The sequence below is a fragment of the Rickettsia endosymbiont of Ceutorhynchus obstrictus genome (assembly GCF_964026565.1).
Taxonomy (GTDB): Bacteria; Pseudomonadota; Alphaproteobacteria; order Rickettsiales; family Rickettsiaceae; genus Rickettsia.
The window spans coordinates 1666026-1687871 of sequence record NZ_OZ032162.1 but is presented as its reverse complement, the minus strand read 5'-3'; the positions used below and the strand labels follow the sequence as shown (position 1 = coordinate 1687871).

The window sequence follows — 21846 nt, the reverse complement described above, 5'->3', positions numbered from 1 at the left end:
AGCCTTTGTACGTTACTAATAAAACAAATGCAGCAAAGAAATATGAAGAACAAGCTCTAGTAAATAAAACCGATATAGAGCAGATAACAAATAATATGCAAGAGCTTATGAAGTCAAAGCTTATTGCGGTAGAAGAGCAGCTTGACGAAACAATAGACCATCAAAATATAAATGATGATGCTACTATATTGGGGGTGATAGTACTATATAAAGAAAGGGGCAGTTTGCCCCCGCTTGTTGAATAGATTTTATTAGTTAGCAATATAATTAATATCCGCAGACAAGTAAATAATGACTATACGAAGCTCGTAAATTTGTCTAAAATTGTCCGCTACGGCGCGCTAATAATATTTTGTTTAGCTAAGCATATCCAAATCAATATTTAGAACAGTACTGAGCTTTTTTAGAGTATCTATTGTGCCTTGTCTTGTACCTTTTTCAATAGCTGAGATATATTGCTTAGTTTTACCGATTTTGATTGCTAGTTGCTCTTGAGAAAGCTCACGGTACTTTCTATAAACTTTAATTGGATTCTCACCGTTTAGAATTTTTTGCACTAATTCTTCAGGAAAATATTCCTCATTTTTAGCTATTCCTTCAGCATATAATTCTTCATCGGTAATATGGTGCTTTTTAAAGTTTATAAGCTCCTGATATTCGCTAAAAGGTATGACCACAAAAGCAGGCTTCCCCTGATACTCTATTATATGTTTATTGCTCATTTATATATTTATCCTCTAACATCAATATTGATTACTAGAATTTCTACCTTTCCTTTATCTATCCTGTATATAACACGGTAATTCCCAATCCTTAATCTATAACCATCATAACTTGTCAACTTTTTTATATTATTATTTTCCTTATATGGGTCTAATTTTAGTACCTCTAACTTTTCTAATATAATGCTCCTTTTATTTGCAGAAATCTTGAGCAAATTTTTTAATGCAGTTTTAGAAAAACTTAACTTATAAGCCATGGTAAAATACAATAAGAATTATTTATAGTATATAATATTTAATTGACTTAGGTCAACATATTGTTGACCTATCGTTATAATTTTGTTTAATATAAAAGAGAGCAATATTAACTTTAAAAGATTTATCAGAGGTTAGAAAATCATACACTAGGGTACGCCATTCGCCATTTTTCGAGGCATTGTTTGCATGGCTCGAAATCCTTATAAAAAACACCGTCATTGCGAGGAGGGACGTAGTCTAGAGCAGCAATCGAGTCTTTGTCATGCTGAACTTGTTTCAGCATCTCTTGCAAAAGATCCTGAAATAAATTCAGGATGACTATTATTTCCTGGATTGCCGCGCTCCGCGCAAATGCTCGCAATGACGATTCCGGTAGCCATACAATAACGCCGCACTTTTTTATTAAGAATAATTAATATAATTGTTAGCTATGTTTTAACTTACTTTTGCAACTTAAATAATTTGACACTATTTCTGTTGTAGAAGAAGAGTCAGAGGAAGAATATAGGGAAGAAAAAAGGCAAAGAAATGCACGAGTTTGGAAAGACAGCAAAGATATGTTTAAAATTATTATACCGGCTTTAATTGTTGTTATGATTCCCATGCGGATACTCAATAGTTATTTAATAGAAAGACACGCTAAAGAAATGGCATTAGAAGAGCAACAAATAGAAGCCGAGCTAGACGCAGAAGAAGCGGCTGAAAAGCTAAAATAATATTTTAAATTAAATTACAAAATTTTTTGTTGCGAAAATAAAGCAGATAATATACAACTTCGTAGGATTTTAGATTATATTAACATAACTCAAGCTTTATATTTCGTATTATTTAAAAATTATTATTAAATTGCAGGATTAAAAAAATACTGCTCATTGCAATTTATTACTTTAAATTATTAATAGAAAATGTTATAAAGATTGATCTAATAAATTTGGATTAATTTTTGTGGAAGATATCAATTGCTGGGAAGAAAAGTTTGATATGTGCGGTTATGCCGCAAGGCTATTGGATAAAATTACTTCTTTAAACAAATTAGTACAATATCCAATAGACATTCGAGAAGTTAAGAAGGGCATTTACTACGCACGGAAATATCACGGCGCACAAATGCGACAATCAGGCGACCCGTATTACTCTCACCCGATAGAAGTTGCATATATGGTAGCGGAGTATACGGCTTACATGGAGCAAAATTTTTTTACTGCTGATATAATCATTACTAGTTTGCTTCATGATACTATTGAGGATACGGAGCTTAACGAAGAAATGATTACAAAAATTTTTGGAAGAGAGATAGCTATTCAAGTAGAAGGTTTAACTCGAATCAAACCACACGGGAAAATAACCTCGGCAGAAATGTTAAAATTATTATATCATAATTTAGAGAAAAAGTTACTAATTATTAAATTATTTGATAGATTTCATAATATCCAAACTTTGAAAGTAAAGTCTCCTGAAAAAGCTAAAAAAATAATAGATGAAACTCTAGAGGACTTTTTAATTCTCGCGGAATATTTAAAACTACCTCACATAGCACAAGAAACAGCTAAATTTTGCAAAATCTATTATTAATAGTTGTTAGTTTTCTTTCCTAACGTTTCAAAATGATTTATAGCAAACGCAGTGCCTAAAGCTATAGGAATCATGATAATTAGTAATCCAAAGTTATTAAAATACTTTACTAAATAAATAATTCCAAAAGAGGTAATTACATAAGTAATAGCTCTTGATATAGCAATTGTAAAACAAGTATAAGTGTGAGCGTTCACGGATATAAATAAAAAATAAATAAGGAGTTGAAAAAGGTTATAGAATTGTATAGAAATAGATAGGACAAGAATAAGTAGCAGCATCAATGAATAATGTTCTATCCGATCGAATTATAGAGTTAGAAAAGCTAGTAGAATTACTAGAAGTAACCAATCAACGGCTTTTACAAGAAAATAAAGAATTAAAGATTAAGCTAATAGAGTTGGAAGATAGGCTAAATAAGAATTCTAGCAATTCTGGTCTTCCTAGCTCTAAAGATATATACCGGATAGAGAAGAAGACAAGACCCAAGAGTGATAAAAATCCCGGGGGACAAGCAGGTCATAAATATAACGCTTATCAAATAAAAACGTCAGATATCAATGTTGATATTATGCCCGATGAAGAGATTTGTAAGTGCGGTGGTTCATTGTTATTAGAAGAAAAATATAGAACCCATCAAAAAATAGAAATTCCTGTTATCAAACCTGTTGTTACGGAATATAGGTTGTATAGGAAAGTATGCTCTTTATGTAATAGAAGATATAAAGCAAAACTAGATAATTACCGATTATTAGGGAAGAACGCTGAAAGTATAATTAGTTCTTTAAGTGGATTCTTTAATAATAGTAAGAGAGAAGTACAATCAATATTAAACCAAATATTTAACCTTGATATTAGTCTTGGCTTGATCTCTAATACTGAGAACAGAATATCAGTTAAGTTAGAAGATAAATATAATGAATTATTGAATAAAATTGAAGAAAGCAGTTACCTTCATTTAGACGAGACAAGTTCTAATAATAAAGGCAGTAGACATTGGTGCTGGGTAGCTACGAACAAAGCTTTTACGGTATTTAAGCTAGCTAATTCAAGAGGACAAAAGATATTAGAAAGTTTTTTACCTGAATATGAAGGGAAAATAATAAGCGATAGATATGCGGCTTATAATATGTTTGACAGCAGCAATCGTCAAATATGTTTAGCTCATTTGCGTAGAGATTTTAAAAGATTCGCTCATAGTCACAATGCCTCTCTTGCTAAAATTGGTTCAGACCTTCTTTGCGTAACTGATACGATATTTAGGCTTTATAATTTACATAAAGAAAATAAGTTAGATAAACCTCGATATTTAGCAGTAATGCAGAAAATTAAAAAGATTATGCTGTATTACTTGCAAGATGTCGCTAATACTGAATACTTACAAGCCCAAAGAGTAGCAAATAATATACTAAAATCATTCGATATGATATGGCTCTTTTTAGATGATTCACAAATAGAGCTAACTAATAACTTGGCAGAACGACAGATAAAGCATTTTGTTAAATATCGAAAGAATTCTTTTTTTACATGGTCACTAAGGGGCGACAGATTCTTAGAAAGGATTAAGTCACTTTATGCTACTTCTAAACTCCAAGGCATTAACCCTTTCTGCCATTTACTAAAATTGGCGTGAACGCTCACGTATAAGTAAATCTTTTAAAAATTGGTATATACTGATAGAAAATTGATTTTGCTGGTGTAGTGTCTAGAACAAAAAACATAGCAAAACATTGAAAATAAAATATTCCTGAAGGAGTACTAATATTATTTAATAAATAAGGACATGCTAAAATAAATATAGAATAGATTATTAACCTGATTTTTAATATAAGTAAGGGAGAAATATAGTATCCTAAGTATATTAGGGGTAAAATTCCTAGCATTTCTACTAATCCGACAAAAAAATTATTATGGATTACTTGATCCGGAGTATAACCAAAAGAATTCTGAAGTATATTACCGCAATGAATGAATGCAATATAAAAACATACCGGCCACCCGCAATTTATTAAAAGTAAAGCAAGAATAGTTTTTTTATTAACTTTTTCTTTTACTATATAATTATTATTGACTAACTTTGGATTTTTTCCAAACTGCTCTAAAATACTTTGCACTCTACGTTTTGCATCTGCAAATTCCGGTGTTTCTCTAAGTCGAGTACGTGCTACTCCACCTACTAAGGCAATTACTGCGCCAATCCCAAAAGCATATCGCCAATTAAATCCTTCAACAGTACTAAAAGATGCTATACCTAGGGCTGCCACACCTCCTAAGGCGGCTAAGAAAGCTAAGATTGATACGACTACATATTGTAATGGTGGTTTTATTGTTTCAGTAAAATAAATTTCTGCTCCTGTTATTTCTCCCATAGAAGACATCCCTTGGACTATACGACAGATTACCATTATACATGAAGCCGTTACCCCTACTTGATTATAAGTCGGTAATATTGCCATTATTACACAAGAACAAGCCATCATAATGGTAGTTATAACTACTGTTGCTTTACGTCCGATATTATCACCTATCCAACCAAATATAAGAGCGCCTAGGGGGCGAACTACAAATGTTATACAAAAAATAGAAGCAGAGAGCATTGAGGCAGTACGAGAATCGTATTCGGGAAAAAATAATTGATTAAGCAGTACCGCCATATGTACGTAAAGCATAAAGTCAAAATATTCAAGGAAGGTACCAATAGATAATAATCCAATAGCTTCTTTTTCTTCTTTTGTTAAACTTCTCTGTTCTTTTTGATAGCCTAACATTTCTTTACATTTTAGTTAAATTATAAATGAAATTAAATATTTTCTATTGAAAGTCAATAAAAAATATCGCATTCCGCGATAAAAAAATGAAGCGTGGCTTAATCGAATCGTAGTAAGAATGCCCTGATTCTTTTTTTGAAGACATTAAATTTTATTTTAAATTAGATGATGCGAGAATAATATCGGTTCAAGAACTGGATAAGGATAAAGAGCTAAGTTTTTTATTTAAAGAGAAATTAGATACTTCTATTGCTGCCTTTTTATCTGAACCAGAAGGGGATATAAAGGCTTTATACAAAGTTTTAGACCGAAAATTAAATACTGAACCTGCGTATGTTCACAGGTTATACGTATTTTTGCCTCGCGATAAAATAAATCAAAAGAATCAAAAAACTCTTATTTACCCGAAGATTCCATATATTTTTAATAAAGACGAACGGGATACTTTAGATATTTACATGCATCTGGTTAAAAGGTTTTCTGAGAAAGCATAATTTTTAACTAGAAGATACCCGGTGTTATATAGCCTGCTAACCCTTAACAAAAACCCCTCATCTCATGGAAAAACTGCGTACGTAGCAGCCTAGACCTTACCAAAGCTGAATATCCTGAACTTTACGGCTTATTCCTCACAGAAACAACTAGCCGAGTATTTAGATTAAGCTAACCCAAATGACATCTTAACATAATATTCTCCGGTTATTGCCTTACTTTTTAACGTTATATTTAATTTGTTAATCTTTTTTTATTTGACTTGTTACCGATATACTTATAATTATTTTAGAAAATATTAATATACAAGCTAAGGAGGTAGTTATGTTTTTATGGGAGATGTTAACAAAAACGAAAACGCCGCATGAGAAATTAATAGAGTGGTTAGAAAATCAAGGATTGACCGAGCAAGCTAATAGTTTAAGGAGCGGAGCAACTACTCTTAACCTTTATGACATAAATATAGGAGCTGCAGGGGCTAAGGTTATCGCTGAAGCCTTAAAAACCAATACTATTCTCACCTATCTTTAATCTTGGGGATAACCAAATAGGATAGCAGGAGATAAGGAAATTAAGGGATATGTACAAAGAAATATTAAGTTAGCCAAAGAAAATGATCAGAAAGCAGAAACCTTAAATACTCAAGGCAATACTTTTTACAATAACGCCTACTGACAGGAGTTGTGGCACCCCGGAACAGCCTTGCAGCTATTCCAATCGTGATTTTAGCTAAATATTTACACAAGCCAACTTGATTTTTTATAAAGCTTGTAATTAAATTACAAATTTACTTGTTCTATTTTTGACTTCATTTTTTGATATTTTTCTATCATCCTAGTAACGGACTCCTCTAAAGAAAAATCTTTAAGAGAATAAGAGGAAAATTCGATCCATCTTAATTCACTTGCTTCATCATTTTTGACAAAATTATCATTATCAATTGTTTTTAATAAAAATCTTACATCATAATGATAATGTGCTAATTCCTGATGTCTTTCAGGTATATAATGAATATCTAGATCGTAAATTTCCGTGCTTATCGGTTCAATTTCCTCAATACCCGATTCCTCTTTAGCCTCTTTAATCGCTACCGCTAATACGTCGCTATCACCGTTACAATGCCCGCCTAGTTGAATCCATTTGTTTAACTTGTTATGATGCATTAATAGAAATTTAGTTTTATCGGAATTAAGCAAAAAAGCCGATGCGGTAAAATGTCCGATTGCTAATTTTCTGCTAAACGGATTCTTATAATTATTCAAAAACTCCAGCATTTTTATTTTATTATTAATTTCTGCAGGGTAGTTGCTATTGTAGTTTAATAATTTATTACCTAGTTCCATATAGTATTTACAATTTTTTAATGTTATTCCTGCGAAGTAAGGATCGTCATTGCGAGGAGGCACAAAGTGCCGACGCGGCAATCAAGTATAAACATATTTTTATACTAAACTTGCCACCTTATAAACTTTTTGGCATTCTCATTAAATCCCTCATTACATTCCGGATAGTCTGGATTGCCGCGTCGGGACTACGTCCCTCCTCGCAATGACGTCGAGAGCGTTTTTAACCATCCATGCAACAACACCGGTCAAGCCACGGTATGACACCGGCTTCTCAAGCGGTAAGATTTAAGAGGATTTCTTCATTAAGCTCTCTAGTAGAAGATAGTTCTATACCGAGAGCGAAGAATATTTTAACCAAGGCGACAGATAAATCATTAATCATTTTATCCGTATGCGCAGGCGTTGGGATAATTCTTAAACGCTCCGTACCTCTTGGCACGGTTGGAAAATTAATATGCTGAACGTAAATACCGTATTCGGTAAGCAACATATCGGAAGCTTTGCTAGTTTTGATCGGGTCACCGATAATTATCGGGATAATATGGCTTTCATTTTTTAAATACGGGATATTAAAACGGTCAAAAGAATTTTTAAGCTTGAAAACCACTTCTTGATGTTTTTGGCGTTCTTCACTCGATTCTTTAAGATGTCTGATACTAGTCGCGGCAGCCGCAGAAATTACCGGCGGCAATGAAGTCGTAAAAATAAAACCCGGAGCCGTAAGCCTTATAGCATCCACTAAATGATAATTTGCCGTAATATACCCACCGATAGTGCCGTAAGCTTTACCGAGCGTACCTTGAATAATATCAATCTCATTGCTGCAATCTAGTAGCTCGGCAATGCCGCCGCCTCGTTTACCGTATAGCCCGACAGTGTGAACTTCATCGATAAAAGTTAAAGCGTTATATTTTTTAGCTAAGCGGATTATATCTTTAATGGGGGAAAAAAGACCGTCCATAGAATAAGCAGATTCAAAAACAATGATTTTCGGTCTATTAATATCTACTGCTTGTATCAATTCTTCAAGATGATCGATATCTAAATGCCGATATATATGCTTCTCCGCTTTAGCGTTTGAAATTCCGGCAATAATAGAGGCGTGGTTTAACTTATCTGAAAAAAATACCAAATTAGGCATGATTTTAGCAAGGCTAGCAAGCGTTGTATCATTTGCTACATAACCGGAGGTAAAAACTAACGCTGATTCTTTAGCGTGTAGATCGGCAAGTTCTAGCTCTAATTCAATGATAGAGCTGTTATTGCCGCCGATATTTCGCGTACCGCCGGAACCGACGCCGTATTTTGCTAAAGCATCCATAGAAGCTTCAATAACGCTTTTGTGCCGACTCATACCTAAATAATCGTTAATGCACCACATTACTATATCTTTATCGCCGCACCGAGCGAACGGGAAATTATCGGCTTGCCTTCTTACCGCCTTAAATTCTCGATATCTTCCTTCGCTTTTAATTTTATCTATATGGCTGCTAAATATAGTATCGTAAAACATTAAGGCTATTATTTTTTATTTAAAATCCCGTAACGGGGATTTTACTCTAAATTTAAATAAGTTTAAAGTTATAATTAATTTTATGTTAGATAGTGACGTACAGCTAAATTCAGAAAGCGTGATACAAGCAAATTTTTCGACATTCGCCTGTACTCACGTATTTTAGTACGGTAGCTTAGCTCGTCTTTAAATTTATCTTGTCTAAAGCTTTCTGAATTTAGCTGTATAACCGTTATATACTATTTGGTATTTTCTACTTCTCGTTTAAAATAAAATTACAATCTTTGATCCTTTATAGTCCTAAGGGCTAATTTAATTATTTTATCGGTACCGGTTTTAGTATAAGTAGAAATAGGAAAAATTTCTTTGTCGGTAATTTTTTGTAAGCTCTTTACCTTCTCGTGGATTTCCTCATCGGTTAAAATATCGCACTTATTAAGGCAAATAATCTCGATTTTATCCTTTAATAAATCGGAATATGACTCTAATTCCTGCCGAATGGTTTTATAATCCGTTTCAACATTCGTGCTACTTCCGTCTATCAAATGAATTAATACGTTACATCGCTCAATATGCTTTAAAAATTTATCTCCAAGCCCATGCCCTTGATGCGCACCTTCGATTAATCCCGGAATATCGGCTAGCACAAATTCCTCCTCATCAACATATACTACTCCAAGATAAGGCACTAAAGTAGTAAACGGATAATCGGCTATTTTAGGTTTTGCCGCAGTAGCAACTGATAAGAAGGTGGATTTACCGGCATTCGGCAAGCCGACAAGCCCAACGTCGGAGAGTAATTTAAGACTTAAATTAATCCACATTTCCTCGGCTATTTCACCTTCCGTTCGACGCCTTGGAGCCTGATTGACCGATGTTTTGAAATGGCTATTACCAAGCCCGCCGTTACCGCCTTTAATTATTTCAAAGCTTTGCCCGTCTGCCGTAAAATCATATAATAATATATCGCCGTTTTCCGAAAATATTTGCGTACCTATTGGCACGTCAAGAATTAAGGATTTACCGGATTTACCGCTTTTATTTGAACCTTTGCCGTTCTCACCGCTTGTGGCCAAAAAATGTTGCTTATATCTAAAATTCACTAAAGTATTAAGGTGGTAATTACTTCTGAAAATAATACTGCCGCCGCGACCGCCGTCTCCGCCGTCCGGTCCTCCTCTATCAATAAATTTTTCTCTATGGAAACTAACGCAGCCATTGCCGCCGTTACCGCCCTTTATATATATTTTAGCTTCATCAATAAAGTTCATATAAATTTTTTTAACTAATTACTTTGCAGATTCTATTATAGCTATTATGTCGTTTTTATCCAACCAATAAAAATCAGTAACTTTAGGAAAGGCTTCTAAATTCCGTCATTACTAGGAGGCAATGCCCGTGTGGATCGAAAATTACTATATTTCGGGTATTCTTTAAAAGTACCGCGGTGTCATGCCCTGGCTTGACAGGCATTGTTGCGTGGATACCCCAAACGTCATTGCGAGCGACTGAAAGGAGCGCGGCAATCTAGAAAATAATAATTTTCATAGCATTTTTTGCTAATTTTTTCTCTAGATTGCCACGCCGCTTACAGCGGCGGCGTTGTTGCATGGATGGTTAAAATCGCTTAAAACTTGTCATACCGTGGCTTGACCACGGTATCCAGAAAAAATTAAAAAGCCTGTCTGGATGCCGTGGTCAAGCCACGGCATGACACCGCGGTACTTTTAAAGAATACCCAAAATATAGCAATTTTCGATCCATGCAACAAAGCCCGCACCTCCTCGCAATGACGGTGTTTTTTGTAACGATTTCGAGCCACGCAACAAGGTCTTTGGTCGCTCGCAATGACGACCTACATTTTATTCCTGAAACTATGTATAGACCTTAATGATCGAAGTTATTATAAGGTTCGCCCATCTCGGCTTGTATGTTTCGGCGGTTTTGTATGCCGCGATTACGTTCCGGGTTAGAATTTTCTCTTACTTCTAATAAGGCGGTCTTTAAATATTTTAATTCTGAACTTGTTATATACAAAATTATATTTTTATAAAAATTAGTCTTTTTCCCGACTAACTTACCGCCGCCATTCCAATATAAATCTTCAATCATCGCTTGTTCATTAGCTTTAAGCCGATGCCACGCTACTTGGTAAAGAGTTATTAACTCTAAGCGGTTACTGGTTTTGACATATGAAAATAATAACCGTGACTGTTCTTTAGTAATTGGTTGTTTTCCCTCTTTAACTCGGTAAAAAGAAATAGCATAGCCGAATATTTCTTGCCAAATTCTTTCGGCATAAGGGCTATCCATATTAAAACCGATTCCTATCGTATGATTTTTTTTAATATCTAAATATACGTATAACCGTTCCCCTTCATTGGCTTTTATAAAGCTTAATAAAATTAATTCATATGTCTCTTTATCAGCCGGCAAGTTTAAATTTAATTTATGTAACCTAATTTTCAATTCTCTAACAAATCTAATATCCGCAACCATCTCTTTAAACTCAAATAGGTTATTAATAATATTATTAATAACCTATTTATTAGCCGACACTAAGACGGTACAGCTAAATTCGGAAAGCTTGATGCAAGCGAATTTCTCAGAACTCGTCTGTGCTCACGTACTTTTGACTGCTTGCGCAGGCTCGTCTTTAAATTCATCAGCTCTTATGCTTTCTGAATTTAGCTGTACGAGAATTATTTATTGCGCCGTCCAACCCCCGTCTATCAGCAATCCGCTACCTGTTATCGACGAGGCTTTTTCGTCACATAAAAATACTACTAAATTGGCTATTTCGTCGGCTTCGACAAATTTTTTGGTAGCTTGCGTTTTAAGTATTACGTCTCTTAATGCCGATTCTTCAGTTATATGCCTTGCCTTGGCGGTATCCGCTATTTGATTCATCACTAACGGGGTTTTTACATAGCCCGGACAAATAGCGTTTACGGTAATATTATTCTCTGCTACTTCTAGTGCCACGGTTTTGGTAAGACCGAGAATCCCGTGCTTTGCTGCAACATATGCCGATTTAAAGGGCGAGGCGACGTAAGCATGCGCCGAAGCAATATTTACGATACGTCCGAAGCCGTTTTTTTTCATACTAGGCAGCGCATATTTTATAGTATAAAAAGACGCTATTAAATCTATGCGCAAGATTTGCTCCCATTTATCTGCCGGAAAATCTTCGATTGGAGCGACGTGCTGGATGCCCGCGTTATTGATTAATATATCTATTTTACCGAACTCTTTTATTATCTCTTCAAACATTTTAGCTATCTCAGTCGGATTTGCAAGATTTGCCCCTTGATAATTAATTGCACTAGCGCCTAAAGCTTTTAGCTCTGCCGATATTTTTTCGACTTCTTCTACGGCAGCAAAACCGTTAATAATAATTTTTGCTTGCAGTTTCGCGAAGTGCCTGGCTATTTCAAGCCCAATTCCGCTAGTTGAACCGGTAATAATTACTATTTTATCTTTCATGTTTTGCCTATTGATAAATTCATATTTGTATTTTCTATAAAAGTAACTTATGCTAGACATTACTTAAAGAAATATTTGATAAATTCATGGAAATTGTTGATAGTTTTTTTACGTCTGTATCTTGTGTGGGCAAAGAACCTCCGTATGATCATCCAAAAGTTTATTTGGAAATTGATCCAAAGGAGCAGTATATTATTTGCCCTTATTGCAGTAAAAAATTTCAATTAGTTGCAAAGATTGTTGAAAAGAGCTAAAAAATGATTATAAAATTACTTTCTGAAAATACCATAAATCGAATAGCCGCTGGTGAGGTTATTGAGCGCCCTGCTTCCGTTGTTAAAGAACTTGTTGAAAACGCCGTTGATGCCGGTAGCACAAAAATAGATGTAATTTTAGAGCGAGCAGGGAAAAATTTAATTATTATCTCGGATGACGGCGTCGGGATGTCGGATAAGGACTTAGAGCTTGCCGTTGAACGTCATACTACTTCTAAACTTGATGAAAGTGATCTTTTAAACATTCATACTTTCGGCTTTCGCGGTGAAGCCCTGCCTTCTATCGGTGCTATTAGCAAGATGCTTATCAGTTCAAGACCGAAAGGCAGCGATAAAGCATATCAAATTAAACTAATCGGCGGCAGAGAGAAACAAGTTACTACGTCTATTCATAACGAAGGTACTAAAATTGAGATACGCGATTTGTTTTTTGCAACGCCCGCTAGGCTTAAATTTTTAAGAACCGATAAAACCGAGCTGGTAGCTTCAATTGATGTCATCAAAAAAATTGCCTTGGCTCATCCGGAGATTTCTATTAGCTTATCGCATGAAGGCAAAACCCTTATAAAAGTAAAAGGGCAAAATAAAGATTTTGATAGTAACCTAAAGCAAAGAATAATCGAGATAATCGGACAGGATTTTATCCAAAATGCCGCTTATCTTGACTTTAAAACTCCCGAATTATCTATTTACGGTTATACAACTATCCCGACATTTAACAGAGCTTCGACTGAAGATCAATTTTTGTTTATTAATAACAGACCGGTAAAAGATAAATTATTACAAGTAGCTTTAAGGATAGCCTATCAAGATTATTTAGCTAGAGATAGACACCCGTTATGCGCCGTATTTTTGCAAATCGATCCGCAATTAGTCGACGTAAATGTCCACCCGGCGAAAGCGGAAGTAAGATTTCACGATCCGAATACGGTGCGAAACTTATTAATTAATGCGATTAAAGATGCACTGCGCAGCAAAAGCCATATAGCTTCTACCGCCATTGCCGATAGCACTTTGCAATTGTTTAAAAACCCGTTTACTAATAATAATGTTACCGCAAAAGCTCCAAGCAACAACGCTACAAACCGTGTTGCGGATAAGCCAAGTAGTTACAGACCTCAAGCTCAGACCCCACAAGATAATTCTTGTCAGAAACTGATCGATACACTACCGCATGCCAAAATCGAAATAGCAGTAGAGCGGCATTTGCAAAAAGAGTCGGAAATATCTCAAAAAGATAGTTTTAGACTCGGAGCGGCGAAGGCTCAATTACATACTACTTATATTATTTCCCAAACAGAGGATAGTATAGTTATAACCGATCAACACGCGGCACATGAACGTCTAGGTTATGAAAAAATCAAACAATTTCTAGCAAAAGAAGAATTAATTAAACAACGGTTACTTATACCGGAAATAGTTGAATTACCCGATGAAAAAAGAGCCGATTATTTACATAAGAATAAAGAAAGGTTAACTAAGCTCGGTTTAACTATAGAAAAATTCAGCGAAAAATCAATTATAGTTACGGAAATTCCAAGCTTGCTCGGAGATATCAACGTCCGGCAGCTAATACACGACCTTGCCGATCATTTACTAGATACAAACGAAAATATTTCATTAATTGAACTAATCGAACACGTAACGGAAACATATGCTTGCCATTATTCCATCAGAGCGGGGCGAAAATTATCGGGGGAAGAAATGAACGCCTTACTGCGACAAATGGAAGCTACGCCGTTTTCCGGTCAATGTAATCACGGAAGACCGACTTATATAGAACTTAAGCTAAAAGATATTGAACGTTTATTCGGTCGTAAGTAATTCTTATGGTGTTAAAGTTACTAAATCCTTATTATTTCAGTAAAATATCAAGCATTTTAATACCTATTTTGGCAGTATCTACGCTTTTATCGATGAGCATCGGGCTTTACTTAAGCCTAATAGTCTCACCGCCGGATTATCAACAAGGTGAAACGGTCAGAATTATGTATGTCCACGTGCCGGCTTCGTGGATGGCGCTTGGGATTTATACTTTCATAGCAATATGTAGTTTTACTAGCTTGGTGTGGAAAACTAAAATGTCTTATTTACTCGCCGTTGCTAGTAGCTATGCGGGAGCCGGTTTTACTTTGATTAGTTTAGTAACCGGTTCCTTATGGGGAAAGCCGATTTGGGGAACATGGTGGGTTTGGGACGCAAGACTAACCTCTATGTTGATATTATTTTTACTATATTTAAGTTATATTATCATAGTTAATAGCGCTGATGATATAAGACGCGCCGAAAAACCGGCTGCCGTTATTGCTATTATCGGCGCCGTAAATATCCCGATTGTAAAATTTTCGGTAAATATTTGGTATAGTCTGCACCAGCCTGCAAGCGTTTTAAGGCTCGGAGCGCCTACTATTCATAATTCTATGTTACAACCTCTAATCATTATGTTTATAAGCTTTATATTGTATTTCTTGCTTATATTGACATTACAAACTTCTACATTAATTACTAAACTTAAAAACCGGCGATAAAATGACTTATGTCGTAACCGATGAATGCGTAAAATGCAAATATACTAGCTGTGTAGAAGTGTGTCCCGTAGATTGCTTTTATGAGGGTGAGTTTATGTTAGTTATTAACCCCGAAGAATGCATCGATTGCGGCGTATGCGAACCGGAATGTCCCATTGATGCTATAAAACCGGAATCAGAGGAGTTAATCGAATGGGTAGAAAGAGCTAAATTATTTGCTAGTAAGTGGCCAAACATTACCAAAGAAAAACTGCCGTTACCCGAAGCAGATAAATATAAAAATGAAAAAGATAAATTCGATAAATATATAAGTAAGGACTTAATTGTAAGCATTGCTAACTAAAGATAGATATCGTCATTGCGAGCCGCTGCAAGCGTTGTTGTATGGCTCAAATTTTTGCAAAGCAATCCGGTGTCATACCGTGGCCCTCCCGCGGTATCCAGAAAAATCTTAGTAAAAAGACTAGATGCCGTGGTCAAGCCCACTACTGTACGAACGTTTAAATAAAGAGGTAAAAATTCTGTCATTCCGTGGCTACGACCACTTCAGTCCAGCTTATAATATCATAAAAAGATTCTAAAATAAGTCTAATATGGCTTTATTTTCCTGGATGCCGTGATCAAGTCACGGCATGACACAGCCTTTTTTCAACGTTCGTACAGTAGTGGGTCAAGCCGGCTTTGTTGCATGGTTCTAAAAAAGTGCTGTATGTCATTCTGAATTTATTTCAGGATCTATTATAGAGATGCTGAAACAAGTTCAGCATGACAAAAAAAACCTGGATTCCCGTTTTCAGGCGTTGTTGCATGGCTCGAAAATTAATAAAAAACTCGTCATTGCGAAGCCACGAAGTGGCTGCGGCAATCCAGGCTATCCCGAATGTAATGAGGGATTTAATTAGAATACTAAACAAGTTTAGTATAAAAATATGTTTAACTGGATTGCCACGTCGGCATAAATGCCTCCTCGCAATGACGATTCTGGTAGCCATGCAACAACGCCCCGTTTTCACGGGAATGACATCGAAAATTCGAGCCATGCAACAACGCTCGCAATGACGTAGAATTTCCAAGTTACTAACCTTTAGTGATCAATGCTTAATTGAGATTTCAATAATTGTGTTTTTATTATCACAAATCTTTTTATAATTATCATATATATAAGTTTATTCCTCAATTAACCTAGCAATAGAAAATATGTTATGTTATATCTGCATGAGATAAGATTAAAATAAAAAAATTTTACTTAACATACTTAATAAGTTAAATATAATTAATTAATAAATCAGAGGTACTAATATGAAAAAATTACTTTTAATCGCTGCCGCAAGCGCAACAATTTTATCTTCTACTCTTTCATTTGCCGACGGGATGGATGATAACCAATGGTATCTTAAAGCCAATGCCGGTGCAATAATTTTTGATAAAGCAAAAGACGGCTCTACAGGCGTAAAAATGAAGTCTAATACTGCATTTACCGGTTCAATCGGCGCAGGTTACTACATCATGGAAAATGTAAGAACCGATTTAACACTCGGTACAATAGCTAGCGGGCAATTGAAAAAAACCGCTACTGTAACTACAGGAAGATATAACGGTTCTACCGCCTCAGTTAAGCATAAGCTTAATAATTTTGCCAATCTATTACTTAACGGCTATGTAGATTTTGTTGACGTAAGTATGTTTAAACTTTTTGCAGGTGCCGGTATCGGTGTTGCTTCGCTACAAGATAAAATTACTTGGACGGTAAATAATGTAACTGCTTCTACTTCTAGCAAGAAAACATATAATTTTGCCTGGCAAGCATCTTTAGGAGCTTCAGCTGAAGTTGCCGACGGCGTAAAAGCGGAGCTAGTTTATAGCTATCTAGATAACGGTAAAACAAAATCTAAAAATGTTCAATTTGAAAATACAACTTTCCAAACAGGCAGTACACGCTATAAGGGTAATAGCTTAACAGCAGGTATAAGATTCGATATATAATAACAATATAAAACTAATAATATTTAAGGAGACAACTACAATATGAAAAAATTACTTTTAATTGCCGCAGCAAGTGCAACAATTTTATCATCTACTTTATCATTTGCAGACTGTGCAATGGATACAAATCAATCTCAAAATGAAAATAAATGGTATCTTAAAGCCAATGCCGGTGCAATAATTTTTGATAAAGCAAAAGACGGCTCTACAGGTGTAAAAATGAAGTCTAATACTGCATTTACCGGTTCAATCGGCGCAGGTTACTACATCATGGAAAATGTAAGAACCGATTTAACACTCGGTACAATAGCTAGCGGGCAATTGAAAAAAACCGCTACTGTAACTACAGGAAGATATAACGGTTCTACCGCCTCAGTTAAGCATAAGCTTAATAATTTTGCCAATCTATTACTTAACGGCTATGTAGATTTTGTTGACGTAAGTATGTTTAAACTTTTTGCAGGTGCCGGTATCGGTGTTGCTTCGCTACAAGATAAAATTACTTGGACGGTAAATAATGTAACTGCTTCTACTTCTAGCAAGAAAACATATAATTTTGCCTGGCAAGCATCTTTAGGAGCTTCAGCTGAAGTTGTCGACGGCGTAAAAGCGGAGCTAGTTTATAGCTATCTAGATAACGGTAAAACAAAATCTAAAAATGTTCAATTTGAAAATACAACTTTCCAAACAGGCAGTACACGCTATAAGGGTAATAGCTTAACAGCAGGTATAAGATTCGATATATAATATTATATATTATTCTCTAACCGAAACTATAAAAGGGAGTCTTAAACAAGGCTCCTTTTTTGTTATGTATTGGACGAAACTATCCAAAATGTCATTCTCGCGTGGCAATAGCTTTGTTGCATGGCTAATAATTTACCGTATTATGGTTATTATAAGTACGATGTCATACCGTGGCTTGACCCACTACTGTACGAACGTTGAAAAAAGGCTGTGTCATGCCGTGACTTGGTCACGGCATCCAGGAAAATAAAGCCATATTAGACTTATTTTAGAATCTTTTTATGATATTATAAGCTGGACTGAAGTGGTCGTAGCCACGGAATGACAGAATTTTTACCTCTTTATTTAAACGTTCGTACAGTAGTGGGCTTGACCACGGCATCCAGAAAAACCTTAATAAAAAGACTGGATGCCGTGGTCAAGCCGGCGTTGTTGCATGGATCGAAAATTGCCATGAAAAGGGTGTCATTCCCGCGTAGGCGGGAATCCAGAAAGTTAAAAAGTTAATATGAGCAAATTAAATAGTAATTTATTATATAATTTTACTTATTTTAAGTATTTCTCTGGATTCCCGCCTACGCGGGAATGACATAATGGGGTGTGGGAATGACATAATGGGGTGTGGGAATGACATCGAAAATTCGAGCCATACAACAAAGCCTATCCACACAGATTATTGCCTCCTCACGATAACGCGGCTTGCAAGCCGGTTATAACTTCATTTTTGTTTTAAATTGACGTTTCAATAAATTCCCCTAAAGACCTTACTATATTACCGGCAAAAATTTTATAAATTTGTTTACCGATTACTATAACTATAGCCGTAATAATAATCCCGTAAATTATATCGGCCGGGTAATGCATGGCTAAACTTATACGTGCCAATGATACCAGCATAACAACAAAAACCATGATTATTTTTAACGGCAAATTAATATAAGACCAAGCAAAGTAAGTAACCAACACGGCAAGACCTGCATGACTGCTTGGAAAGCTCGATAAGCATCTTTCAAGCTGCACATTTGTAATTGTTACAAAATTATCTAAAGCTAGGCTACAAAAAGGTCTAGGGAAGTTACTCAAAAATTTTAGCGCGGTAAATGTTAGACCAAAGATTGTATAAACTATCCCAATCTCTATTAGTTTATTATATTTATCCCAAAACATACTCTTCTGCTTTGAAGAATCGGCTCCGTAAAACTTTAAGGAATTCGCGTACTCACCTAGTTTATCTAGGCTGCGCGCGCTCACCTCTCGTTTTACGTTCCAATTATCCAAATCATTTGAGTATATCTTGTGCAATTCATTTAAATTTTTAATTTTCTTTAATTGAATATAAAAATATATACAATATAAAATATATATTACGGCAAAATTTGTAATATTAAAACAAAAGGATATAATTTGCAAAAAATATGGTAATATGCCGATATTTGTTATTCTATTAAGAAATAAAAATATTTCTTGATTTAAGCCGTGAAAATTATAAAAAGCTTCTACCATTCCAAAATTAACCTATATTTAAATATTTTATGTTGCAAGTAACAATATTAGGGTGTGGGGCATCTATCGGCGTACCGGTTATCGGCTGCGATTGCAATGTGTGCCTTTCAAGCTCAAATTATAACAAAAGAACTAGATCGGCAATATATATTAATGACGAAAATAGTCAAATTCTTGTTGATTTCGGCTATGATATTAAATATCAGCTAGTTCGCGAAAAGATAAAAGCTTTAGACGCTGCGATATTAACACATGATCATTCGGATCATGTTAACGGTATAGATGATTTGCGAGTATTTTCTTTTATTCAAAATAAGCCTTTAGAAATTTTTACCGATAATGCTACTTCTATGGTATTACACAAACGATATGAATATTTATTTACTACCGGACAGCTAATAACTAAGCCTATTGATTTTTTTGAAAAAATTAAGATCAAAACCATAGAAATACAGTTTTTTAAACAATATCATGGAGCTATTAATAGTTTGGGTTTAAGGATAGGAAATTTTGTTTATTCTTGCGATGTAAGCGATTTTCCTCCCGAAGCAAAGGAATTTTTAAAAGATATAAAAATATGGGTTATAGATTGTATGGATTATACCTCTAATATAAATCACGCGGGACTTGATAAAGTTTTAGAATGGAATGAAATCTATAAACCGGGGCAAATATTGTTAACTAATATGCGCCATGAAATCGATTATCATAAAATTACGGAAATTTTACCGAGTAACATCAAACCGCTTTATGACGGCTATAAATTTACGATTTAGTATACTCGCACCATTTGAAGGGCTTTGCTGCATGGCTCGAATTTTCGATGTCATTCCCGCGCAGTCGGGAATCCATCCTTGTCATGCTGAACTTGTTTCAGCATCTATTACACAAAGATCCTGAAATAAATTCAGGATGACTATAATTTTTCTGGATTCCCGCCTGCGCGGGAATGACATACGGCACTTTTTTAGAACCATGCAACAACGCCGCTCCGAAGCACCTTACTTTCTTCAAGCGGGGTGAGTATACCGGTTTTTCATTGTACAGGAAGATATATATGATTGCTCTTGATAAAGTTTGTAAGCGTTACGGTAAAGCTTACGCACTTAAAAATATTAGTTTAGATTTTAGCGTTAAAGAAACCGTGGTAATAATTGGACCTTCCGGTAGCGGAAAATCAACTTTGCTACGTATTTTAAATAATTTAGAAGAGCCGACTAACGGTTATTTATTAGTGGACGGTAAAAGATTAGTCCCGAAAGCTCGAAGAAAACTTCGGCTAAAAGTCGGGATGGTTTTTCAAAATTTTAATCTTTTTCCGCATTTAAATGTTTGCGATAATTTAATTTATGCACCGATTAATGTTTTAAAGATGCAAAAAGCTGAGGCTACCCTTAAGGCGGAAGATTTGCTTGGGAAATTCGGTTTGAAGCAAAAAATTACCTATTTCCCGACTAATTTATCGGGCGGTCAAAAACAAAGAGTGGCAATAGCTAGGGCGTTGATGATGAATCCCGAAATCATTTTATTTGATGAGCCGACTTCGGCATTAGACCCGGAAAATATTAAAGACGTTATAGAAAATATAACTTTATTAAAAGAACAAATGAAGATGGTAGTTGTAACCCATCATCTTAAATTTGCTAAAGCCATAGCCGATCGGATAATTTTCATGGATCAAGGACAAATTTTAGCAAATCAACCCGTTAAGGAATTTTTTGTTAAACCGGCATCGCATAGAGCGAGGTTGTTTTTAGAAAATATCGGCGATTTGATGTAATTTGATGACGCCATTGCGAGGAGGCAATGCTCACATGGCTACCGGAATCGTCATTGCGAGCGACTGCAGGCGTTGTTGCGTGGCTCCCGGAATCGTCATTGCGAGGAGGGACGTAGTCCCGACGCGGCAATCCGGGAAAAAACACTTTTCTGTCATCCTGAATTTATTTCGACGTTGTTGCATGGCTCAAATTTTTGCAAAGTGTTTCGGTGTCATACCGTGGCTTGACCCACTACTGTACGAACGTTGAAAAAAGGCTGTGTCATGCCGTGACTTGATCACGGCATCCAGGAAAATAAAGCCATATTAGACTTATTTTAGAATCTTTTTATGATATTATAAGCTGGATTCCGTGGTCGTAGCCACGGAATGACAGAATTTTTACCTCTTTATTTAAACGTTCGTACAGTAGTGGGCTTGACCGGCGTTGTTGCATGGCTCGAAAATTAATAAAAAACTCGTCATTGCGAAGCCACGAAGTGGTTGCGGCAATCCAGGCTATCCCGAATGTAATGAGGGATTTAATTAGAATACTAAACAAGTTTAGTATAAAAATATGTTTATACTTGATTGCCGCGTCGGCATAAATGCCTCCTCGCAATGACGATTCTGGTAGCCACGCAACAAAGCCATTACACAAAGATCCTGAAATAAATTCAGGATGACTATAATTTTTCTGGATTCCCGCCTTTAGCTAGAATGACATCGAAAATTCGAGCCACGCAACAACGCCGGCTTGACCACGGTATCCAGTCTTTTACTAAGATTTTTTCTGGATACCGTGGGAGGGGCCTCGGTATGACAATTTTAAGCGATTTTAACCATACCCCAGCCTCTTCCCTGCCGTACTTAATATTTAAAATTTGATAACAT

At 35.4% G+C, this 21846-nt stretch carries 31 protein-coding genes; 19 read left to right on the top strand and 12 right to left on the bottom strand.

Annotated features, from left to right (window positions below; all coding sequences use genetic code 11):
- Positions 1 to 5 precede the first annotated feature (5 nt).
- Complete coding sequence (locus AAGD64_RS09745) at positions 6 to 245, top strand: hypothetical protein (RefSeq protein WP_341793275.1); 240 nt, start codon at positions 6 to 8, stop codon at positions 243 to 245.
- 111 nt (positions 246 to 356) lie between these two features.
- Here the strand turns inward: AAGD64_RS09745 and AAGD64_RS09740 are convergent, their stop codons facing one another.
- The 3 genes from AAGD64_RS09740 to AAGD64_RS09730 form a co-directional block, all read right to left on the bottom strand.
- Positions 357 to 722 carry a helix-turn-helix transcriptional regulator gene (locus AAGD64_RS09740; RefSeq protein ID WP_253308340.1) on the bottom strand — a complete coding sequence of 122 codons (366 nt, stop codon included), beginning with the start codon at positions 720 to 722 and terminating at the stop codon, positions 357 to 359.
- Positions 723 to 730: 8 nt separating this feature from the next.
- Entirely contained in the window at positions 731 to 979 is a 249-nt protein-coding gene (locus AAGD64_RS09735) for a type II toxin-antitoxin system RelE/ParE family toxin (RefSeq protein WP_341793274.1), read from the bottom strand.
- Between the two features lie 140 nt (positions 980 to 1119).
- Positions 1120 to 1263: a hypothetical protein gene (locus AAGD64_RS09730; RefSeq protein ID WP_341793273.1), complete on the bottom strand. Its 144-nt coding sequence runs from the start codon at positions 1261 to 1263 to the stop codon at positions 1120 to 1122.
- A 274-nt stretch (positions 1264 to 1537) separates the two neighbouring features.
- On the opposite strand from AAGD64_RS09730, the gene AAGD64_RS09725 reads away from it, so the two are divergent.
- The 3 genes from AAGD64_RS09725 to tnpC all read left to right on the top strand — a co-directional run bounded on the left by AAGD64_RS09725 (position 1538) and on the right by tnpC (position 4185).
- Positions 1538 to 1696, top strand: coding sequence for a hypothetical protein (locus AAGD64_RS09725; protein WP_341793272.1), 159 nt, complete (start codon positions 1538 to 1540; stop codon positions 1694 to 1696).
- A gap of 229 nt (positions 1697 to 1925) precedes the next feature.
- On the top strand, positions 1926 to 2552 hold the full coding sequence (locus AAGD64_RS09720; RefSeq protein ID WP_341793271.1) for an HD domain-containing protein: 627 nt from the start codon (positions 1926 to 1928) through the stop codon (positions 2550 to 2552).
- 283 nt (positions 2553 to 2835) lie between these two features.
- Positions 2836 to 4185: an IS66 family transposase gene (tnpC, locus tag AAGD64_RS09715; RefSeq protein ID WP_341792665.1), complete on the top strand. Its 1350-nt coding sequence runs from the start codon at positions 2836 to 2838 to the stop codon at positions 4183 to 4185.
- Between the two features lie 4 nt (positions 4186 to 4189).
- Here tnpC and AAGD64_RS09710 read toward each other — a convergent pair whose 3' ends face one another.
- Positions 4190 to 5320: an MFS transporter gene (locus tag AAGD64_RS09710; RefSeq protein WP_341793270.1), complete on the bottom strand. Its 1131-nt coding sequence runs from the start codon at positions 5318 to 5320 to the stop codon at positions 4190 to 4192.
- Positions 5321 to 6136: 816 nt separating this feature from the next.
- Here AAGD64_RS09710 and AAGD64_RS09705 point away from each other — a divergent pair.
- The gene (locus tag AAGD64_RS09705; protein ID WP_341793269.1) at positions 6137 to 6343 is read left to right on the top strand and encodes a hypothetical protein; all 207 of its coding nucleotides are present in this window, start codon (positions 6137 to 6139) and stop codon (positions 6341 to 6343) included.
- A 248-nt stretch (positions 6344 to 6591) separates the two neighbouring features.
- On the opposite strand, the gene AAGD64_RS09700 is transcribed toward AAGD64_RS09705, so the two are convergent.
- The 3 genes from AAGD64_RS09700 to obgE form a co-directional block, all read right to left on the bottom strand.
- On the bottom strand, positions 6592 to 7218 hold the full coding sequence (locus tag AAGD64_RS09700; RefSeq protein ID WP_341793268.1) for an NUDIX hydrolase: 627 nt from the start codon (positions 7216 to 7218) through the stop codon (positions 6592 to 6594).
- Positions 7219 to 7429: 211 nt separating this feature from the next.
- On the bottom strand, positions 7430 to 8671 hold the full coding sequence (hemA, locus tag AAGD64_RS09695; RefSeq protein WP_253308346.1) for a 5-aminolevulinate synthase: 1242 nt from the start codon (positions 8669 to 8671) through the stop codon (positions 7430 to 7432).
- 275 nt (positions 8672 to 8946) lie between these two features.
- Positions 8947 to 9942: a GTPase ObgE gene (gene obgE, locus AAGD64_RS09685; protein ID WP_253308347.1), complete on the bottom strand. Its 996-nt coding sequence runs from the start codon at positions 9940 to 9942 to the stop codon at positions 8947 to 8949.
- Between the two features lie 491 nt (positions 9943 to 10433).
- Between obgE and AAGD64_RS09680 the strand changes: the two genes are divergently transcribed.
- Positions 10434 to 10562, top strand: a complete 129-nt coding sequence (locus AAGD64_RS09680) for a hypothetical protein (RefSeq protein ID WP_341793267.1) — start codon at positions 10434 to 10436, stop codon at positions 10560 to 10562.
- On the opposite strand, the gene AAGD64_RS09675 is transcribed toward AAGD64_RS09680, so the two are convergent.
- Complete coding sequence (locus AAGD64_RS09675) at positions 10559 to 11170, bottom strand: hypothetical protein (RefSeq protein WP_341793266.1); 612 nt, start codon at positions 11168 to 11170, stop codon at positions 10559 to 10561. The two genes, AAGD64_RS09680 and AAGD64_RS09675, sit on opposite strands and share 4 nt — an antisense overlap.
- A 207-nt stretch (positions 11171 to 11377) precedes the next feature.
- Positions 11378 to 12157, bottom strand: coding sequence for a 3-hydroxybutyrate dehydrogenase (locus AAGD64_RS09670; protein ID WP_253308349.1), 780 nt, complete (start codon positions 12155 to 12157; stop codon positions 11378 to 11380).
- Between the two features lie 86 nt (positions 12158 to 12243).
- Here AAGD64_RS09670 and AAGD64_RS09665 point away from each other — a divergent pair, with 86 nt between their 5' ends.
- From AAGD64_RS09665 to AAGD64_RS09625, 9 genes are all read left to right on the top strand, one after another.
- Positions 12244 to 12411, top strand: coding sequence for a zinc-finger domain-containing protein (locus tag AAGD64_RS09665; protein WP_253308350.1), 168 nt, complete (start codon positions 12244 to 12246; stop codon positions 12409 to 12411).
- 3 nt (positions 12412 to 12414) lie between these two features.
- Positions 12415 to 14256: a DNA mismatch repair endonuclease MutL gene (mutL, locus tag AAGD64_RS09660; RefSeq protein WP_341793265.1), complete on the top strand. Its 1842-nt coding sequence runs from the start codon at positions 12415 to 12417 to the stop codon at positions 14254 to 14256.
- 8 nt (positions 14257 to 14264) lie between these two features.
- Positions 14265 to 14960 carry a heme ABC transporter permease gene (locus AAGD64_RS09655; protein ID WP_341794201.1) on the top strand — a complete coding sequence of 232 codons (696 nt, stop codon included), beginning with the start codon at positions 14265 to 14267 and terminating at the stop codon, positions 14958 to 14960.
- A 1-nt stretch (position 14961) separates the two neighbouring features.
- The gene (gene fdxA, locus AAGD64_RS09650; RefSeq protein ID WP_253308352.1) at positions 14962 to 15303 is read left to right on the top strand and encodes a ferredoxin FdxA; all 342 of its coding nucleotides are present in this window, start codon (positions 14962 to 14964) and stop codon (positions 15301 to 15303) included.
- A 464-nt stretch (positions 15304 to 15767) separates the two neighbouring features.
- Positions 15768 to 16019 carry a hypothetical protein gene (locus AAGD64_RS09645; RefSeq protein ID WP_341793264.1) on the top strand — a complete coding sequence of 84 codons (252 nt, stop codon included), beginning with the start codon at positions 15768 to 15770 and terminating at the stop codon, positions 16017 to 16019.
- 240 nt (positions 16020 to 16259) lie between these two features.
- The gene (locus tag AAGD64_RS09640; protein ID WP_341793263.1) at positions 16260 to 16943 is read left to right on the top strand and encodes an outer membrane protein; all 684 of its coding nucleotides are present in this window, start codon (positions 16260 to 16262) and stop codon (positions 16941 to 16943) included.
- A gap of 42 nt (positions 16944 to 16985) precedes the next feature.
- Positions 16986 to 17690 (top strand): outer membrane protein, encoded by a 705-nt coding sequence (locus tag AAGD64_RS09635; RefSeq protein WP_341793262.1) that lies wholly within the window; start codon positions 16986 to 16988, stop codon positions 17688 to 17690.
- 64 nt (positions 17691 to 17754) lie between these two features.
- Positions 17755 to 17940: a hypothetical protein gene (locus AAGD64_RS09630; protein ID WP_341793261.1), complete on the top strand. Its 186-nt coding sequence runs from the start codon at positions 17755 to 17757 to the stop codon at positions 17938 to 17940.
- Positions 17941 to 18059: 119 nt separating this feature from the next.
- A complete protein-coding gene (locus AAGD64_RS09625; RefSeq protein WP_341793260.1) occupies positions 18060 to 18197 on the top strand; it encodes a hypothetical protein in 138 nt (45 codons plus the stop codon).
- Between the two features lie 25 nt (positions 18198 to 18222).
- Here AAGD64_RS09625 and AAGD64_RS09620 read toward each other — a convergent pair whose 3' ends face one another.
- The gene (locus tag AAGD64_RS09620; protein WP_341793259.1) at positions 18223 to 18360 is read right to left on the bottom strand and encodes a hypothetical protein; all 138 of its coding nucleotides are present in this window, start codon (positions 18358 to 18360) and stop codon (positions 18223 to 18225) included.
- 59 nt (positions 18361 to 18419) lie between these two features.
- The gene (locus tag AAGD64_RS09615) at positions 18420 to 19193 is read right to left on the bottom strand and encodes a phosphatase PAP2 family protein (RefSeq protein WP_253308355.1); all 774 of its coding nucleotides are present in this window, start codon (positions 19191 to 19193) and stop codon (positions 18420 to 18422) included.
- Between the two features lie 29 nt (positions 19194 to 19222).
- On the opposite strand from AAGD64_RS09615, the gene AAGD64_RS09610 reads away from it, so the two are divergent.
- Positions 19223 to 19969: an MBL fold metallo-hydrolase gene (locus tag AAGD64_RS09610; protein ID WP_253308356.1), complete on the top strand. Its 747-nt coding sequence runs from the start codon at positions 19223 to 19225 to the stop codon at positions 19967 to 19969.
- A 281-nt stretch (positions 19970 to 20250) separates the two neighbouring features.
- Positions 20251 to 20973: an amino acid ABC transporter ATP-binding protein gene (locus AAGD64_RS09605; protein WP_253308357.1), complete on the top strand. Its 723-nt coding sequence runs from the start codon at positions 20251 to 20253 to the stop codon at positions 20971 to 20973.
- A 30-nt stretch (positions 20974 to 21003) separates the two neighbouring features.
- Here the strand turns inward: AAGD64_RS09605 and AAGD64_RS09600 are convergent, their stop codons facing one another.
- Positions 21004 to 21129: a hypothetical protein gene (locus AAGD64_RS09600; RefSeq protein WP_341793258.1), complete on the bottom strand. Its 126-nt coding sequence runs from the start codon at positions 21127 to 21129 to the stop codon at positions 21004 to 21006.
- Between the two features lie 278 nt (positions 21130 to 21407).
- Between AAGD64_RS09600 and AAGD64_RS09595 the strand changes: the two genes are divergently transcribed.
- Together AAGD64_RS09595 and AAGD64_RS09590 are read left to right on the top strand one after the other, a co-directional pair.
- Complete coding sequence (locus AAGD64_RS09595; protein WP_341793257.1) at positions 21408 to 21560, top strand: hypothetical protein; 153 nt, start codon at positions 21408 to 21410, stop codon at positions 21558 to 21560.
- 112 nt (positions 21561 to 21672) lie between these two features.
- Positions 21673 to 21840: a hypothetical protein gene (locus tag AAGD64_RS09590; RefSeq protein ID WP_341793256.1), complete on the top strand. Its 168-nt coding sequence runs from the start codon at positions 21673 to 21675 to the stop codon at positions 21838 to 21840.
- The last annotated feature ends 6 nt before the right edge of the window (positions 21841 to 21846 follow it).

Excerpts from the sequence above, each read along its gene's own strand:
- AAGD64_RS09725 (WP_341793272.1), top strand. The coding sequence starts at position 1,538 with ATGTTTAAAATTATTATACCGGCTTTAATTGTTGTTATGATTCCCATG.
- AAGD64_RS09610 (WP_253308356.1), top strand. The coding sequence starts at position 19,223 with ATGTTGCAAGTAACAATATTAGGGTGTGGGGCATCTATCGGCGTACCG.
- tnpC (WP_341792665.1), top strand. The coding sequence starts at position 2,836 with ATGAATAATGTTCTATCCGATCGAATTATAGAGTTAGAAAAGCTAGTA.
- mutL (WP_341793265.1), top strand. The coding sequence starts at position 12,415 with ATGATTATAAAATTACTTTCTGAAAATACCATAAATCGAATAGCCGCT.
- AAGD64_RS09710 (WP_341793270.1), bottom strand. The coding sequence starts at position 5,320 with ATGTTAGGCTATCAAAAAGAACAGAGAAGTTTAACAAAAGAAGAAAAA.
- AAGD64_RS09730 (WP_341793273.1), bottom strand. The coding sequence starts at position 1,263 with ATGCTGAAACAAGTTCAGCATGACAAAGACTCGATTGCTGCTCTAGAC.
- AAGD64_RS09615 (WP_253308355.1), bottom strand. The coding sequence starts at position 19,193 with ATGGTAGAAGCTTTTTATAATTTTCACGGCTTAAATCAAGAAATATTT.
- AAGD64_RS09605 (WP_253308357.1), top strand. The coding sequence starts at position 20,251 with ATGATTGCTCTTGATAAAGTTTGTAAGCGTTACGGTAAAGCTTACGCA.
- AAGD64_RS09640 (WP_341793263.1), top strand. The coding sequence starts at position 16,260 with ATGAAAAAATTACTTTTAATCGCTGCCGCAAGCGCAACAATTTTATCT.
- AAGD64_RS09735 (WP_341793274.1), bottom strand. The coding sequence starts at position 979 with ATGGCTTATAAGTTAAGTTTTTCTAAAACTGCATTAAAAAATTTGCTC.
- hemA (WP_253308346.1), bottom strand. The coding sequence starts at position 8,671 with ATGTTTTACGATACTATATTTAGCAGCCATATAGATAAAATTAAAAGC.
- obgE (WP_253308347.1), bottom strand. The coding sequence starts at position 9,942 with ATGAACTTTATTGATGAAGCTAAAATATATATAAAGGGCGGTAACGGC.
- AAGD64_RS09740 (WP_253308340.1), bottom strand. The coding sequence starts at position 722 with ATGAGCAATAAACATATAATAGAGTATCAGGGGAAGCCTGCTTTTGTG.
- AAGD64_RS09675 (WP_341793266.1), bottom strand. The coding sequence starts at position 11,170 with ATGGTTGCGGATATTAGATTTGTTAGAGAATTGAAAATTAGGTTACAT.
- AAGD64_RS09670 (WP_253308349.1), bottom strand. The coding sequence starts at position 12,157 with ATGAAAGATAAAATAGTAATTATTACCGGTTCAACTAGCGGAATTGGG.
- AAGD64_RS09590 (WP_341793256.1), top strand. The coding sequence starts at position 21,673 with ATGACATCGAAAATTCGAGCCACGCAACAACGCCGGCTTGACCACGGT.
- AAGD64_RS09680 (WP_341793267.1), top strand. The coding sequence starts at position 10,434 with ATGCAACAAAGCCCGCACCTCCTCGCAATGACGGTGTTTTTTGTAACG.
- AAGD64_RS09630 (WP_341793261.1), top strand. The coding sequence starts at position 17,755 with ATGTATTGGACGAAACTATCCAAAATGTCATTCTCGCGTGGCAATAGC.
- fdxA (WP_253308352.1), top strand. The coding sequence starts at position 14,962 with ATGACTTATGTCGTAACCGATGAATGCGTAAAATGCAAATATACTAGC.
- AAGD64_RS09635 (WP_341793262.1), top strand. The coding sequence starts at position 16,986 with ATGAAAAAATTACTTTTAATTGCCGCAGCAAGTGCAACAATTTTATCA.
- AAGD64_RS09600 (WP_341793258.1), bottom strand. The coding sequence starts at position 21,129 with ATGACAGAAAAGTGTTTTTTCCCGGATTGCCGCGTCGGGACTACGTCC.
- AAGD64_RS09665 (WP_253308350.1), top strand. The coding sequence starts at position 12,244 with ATGGAAATTGTTGATAGTTTTTTTACGTCTGTATCTTGTGTGGGCAAA.
- AAGD64_RS09645 (WP_341793264.1), top strand. The coding sequence starts at position 15,768 with ATGGCTCGAAAATTAATAAAAAACTCGTCATTGCGAAGCCACGAAGTG.
- AAGD64_RS09705 (WP_341793269.1), top strand. The coding sequence starts at position 6,137 with ATGTTTTTATGGGAGATGTTAACAAAAACGAAAACGCCGCATGAGAAA.
- AAGD64_RS09595 (WP_341793257.1), top strand. The coding sequence starts at position 21,408 with ATGGCTCGAAAATTAATAAAAAACTCGTCATTGCGAAGCCACGAAGTG.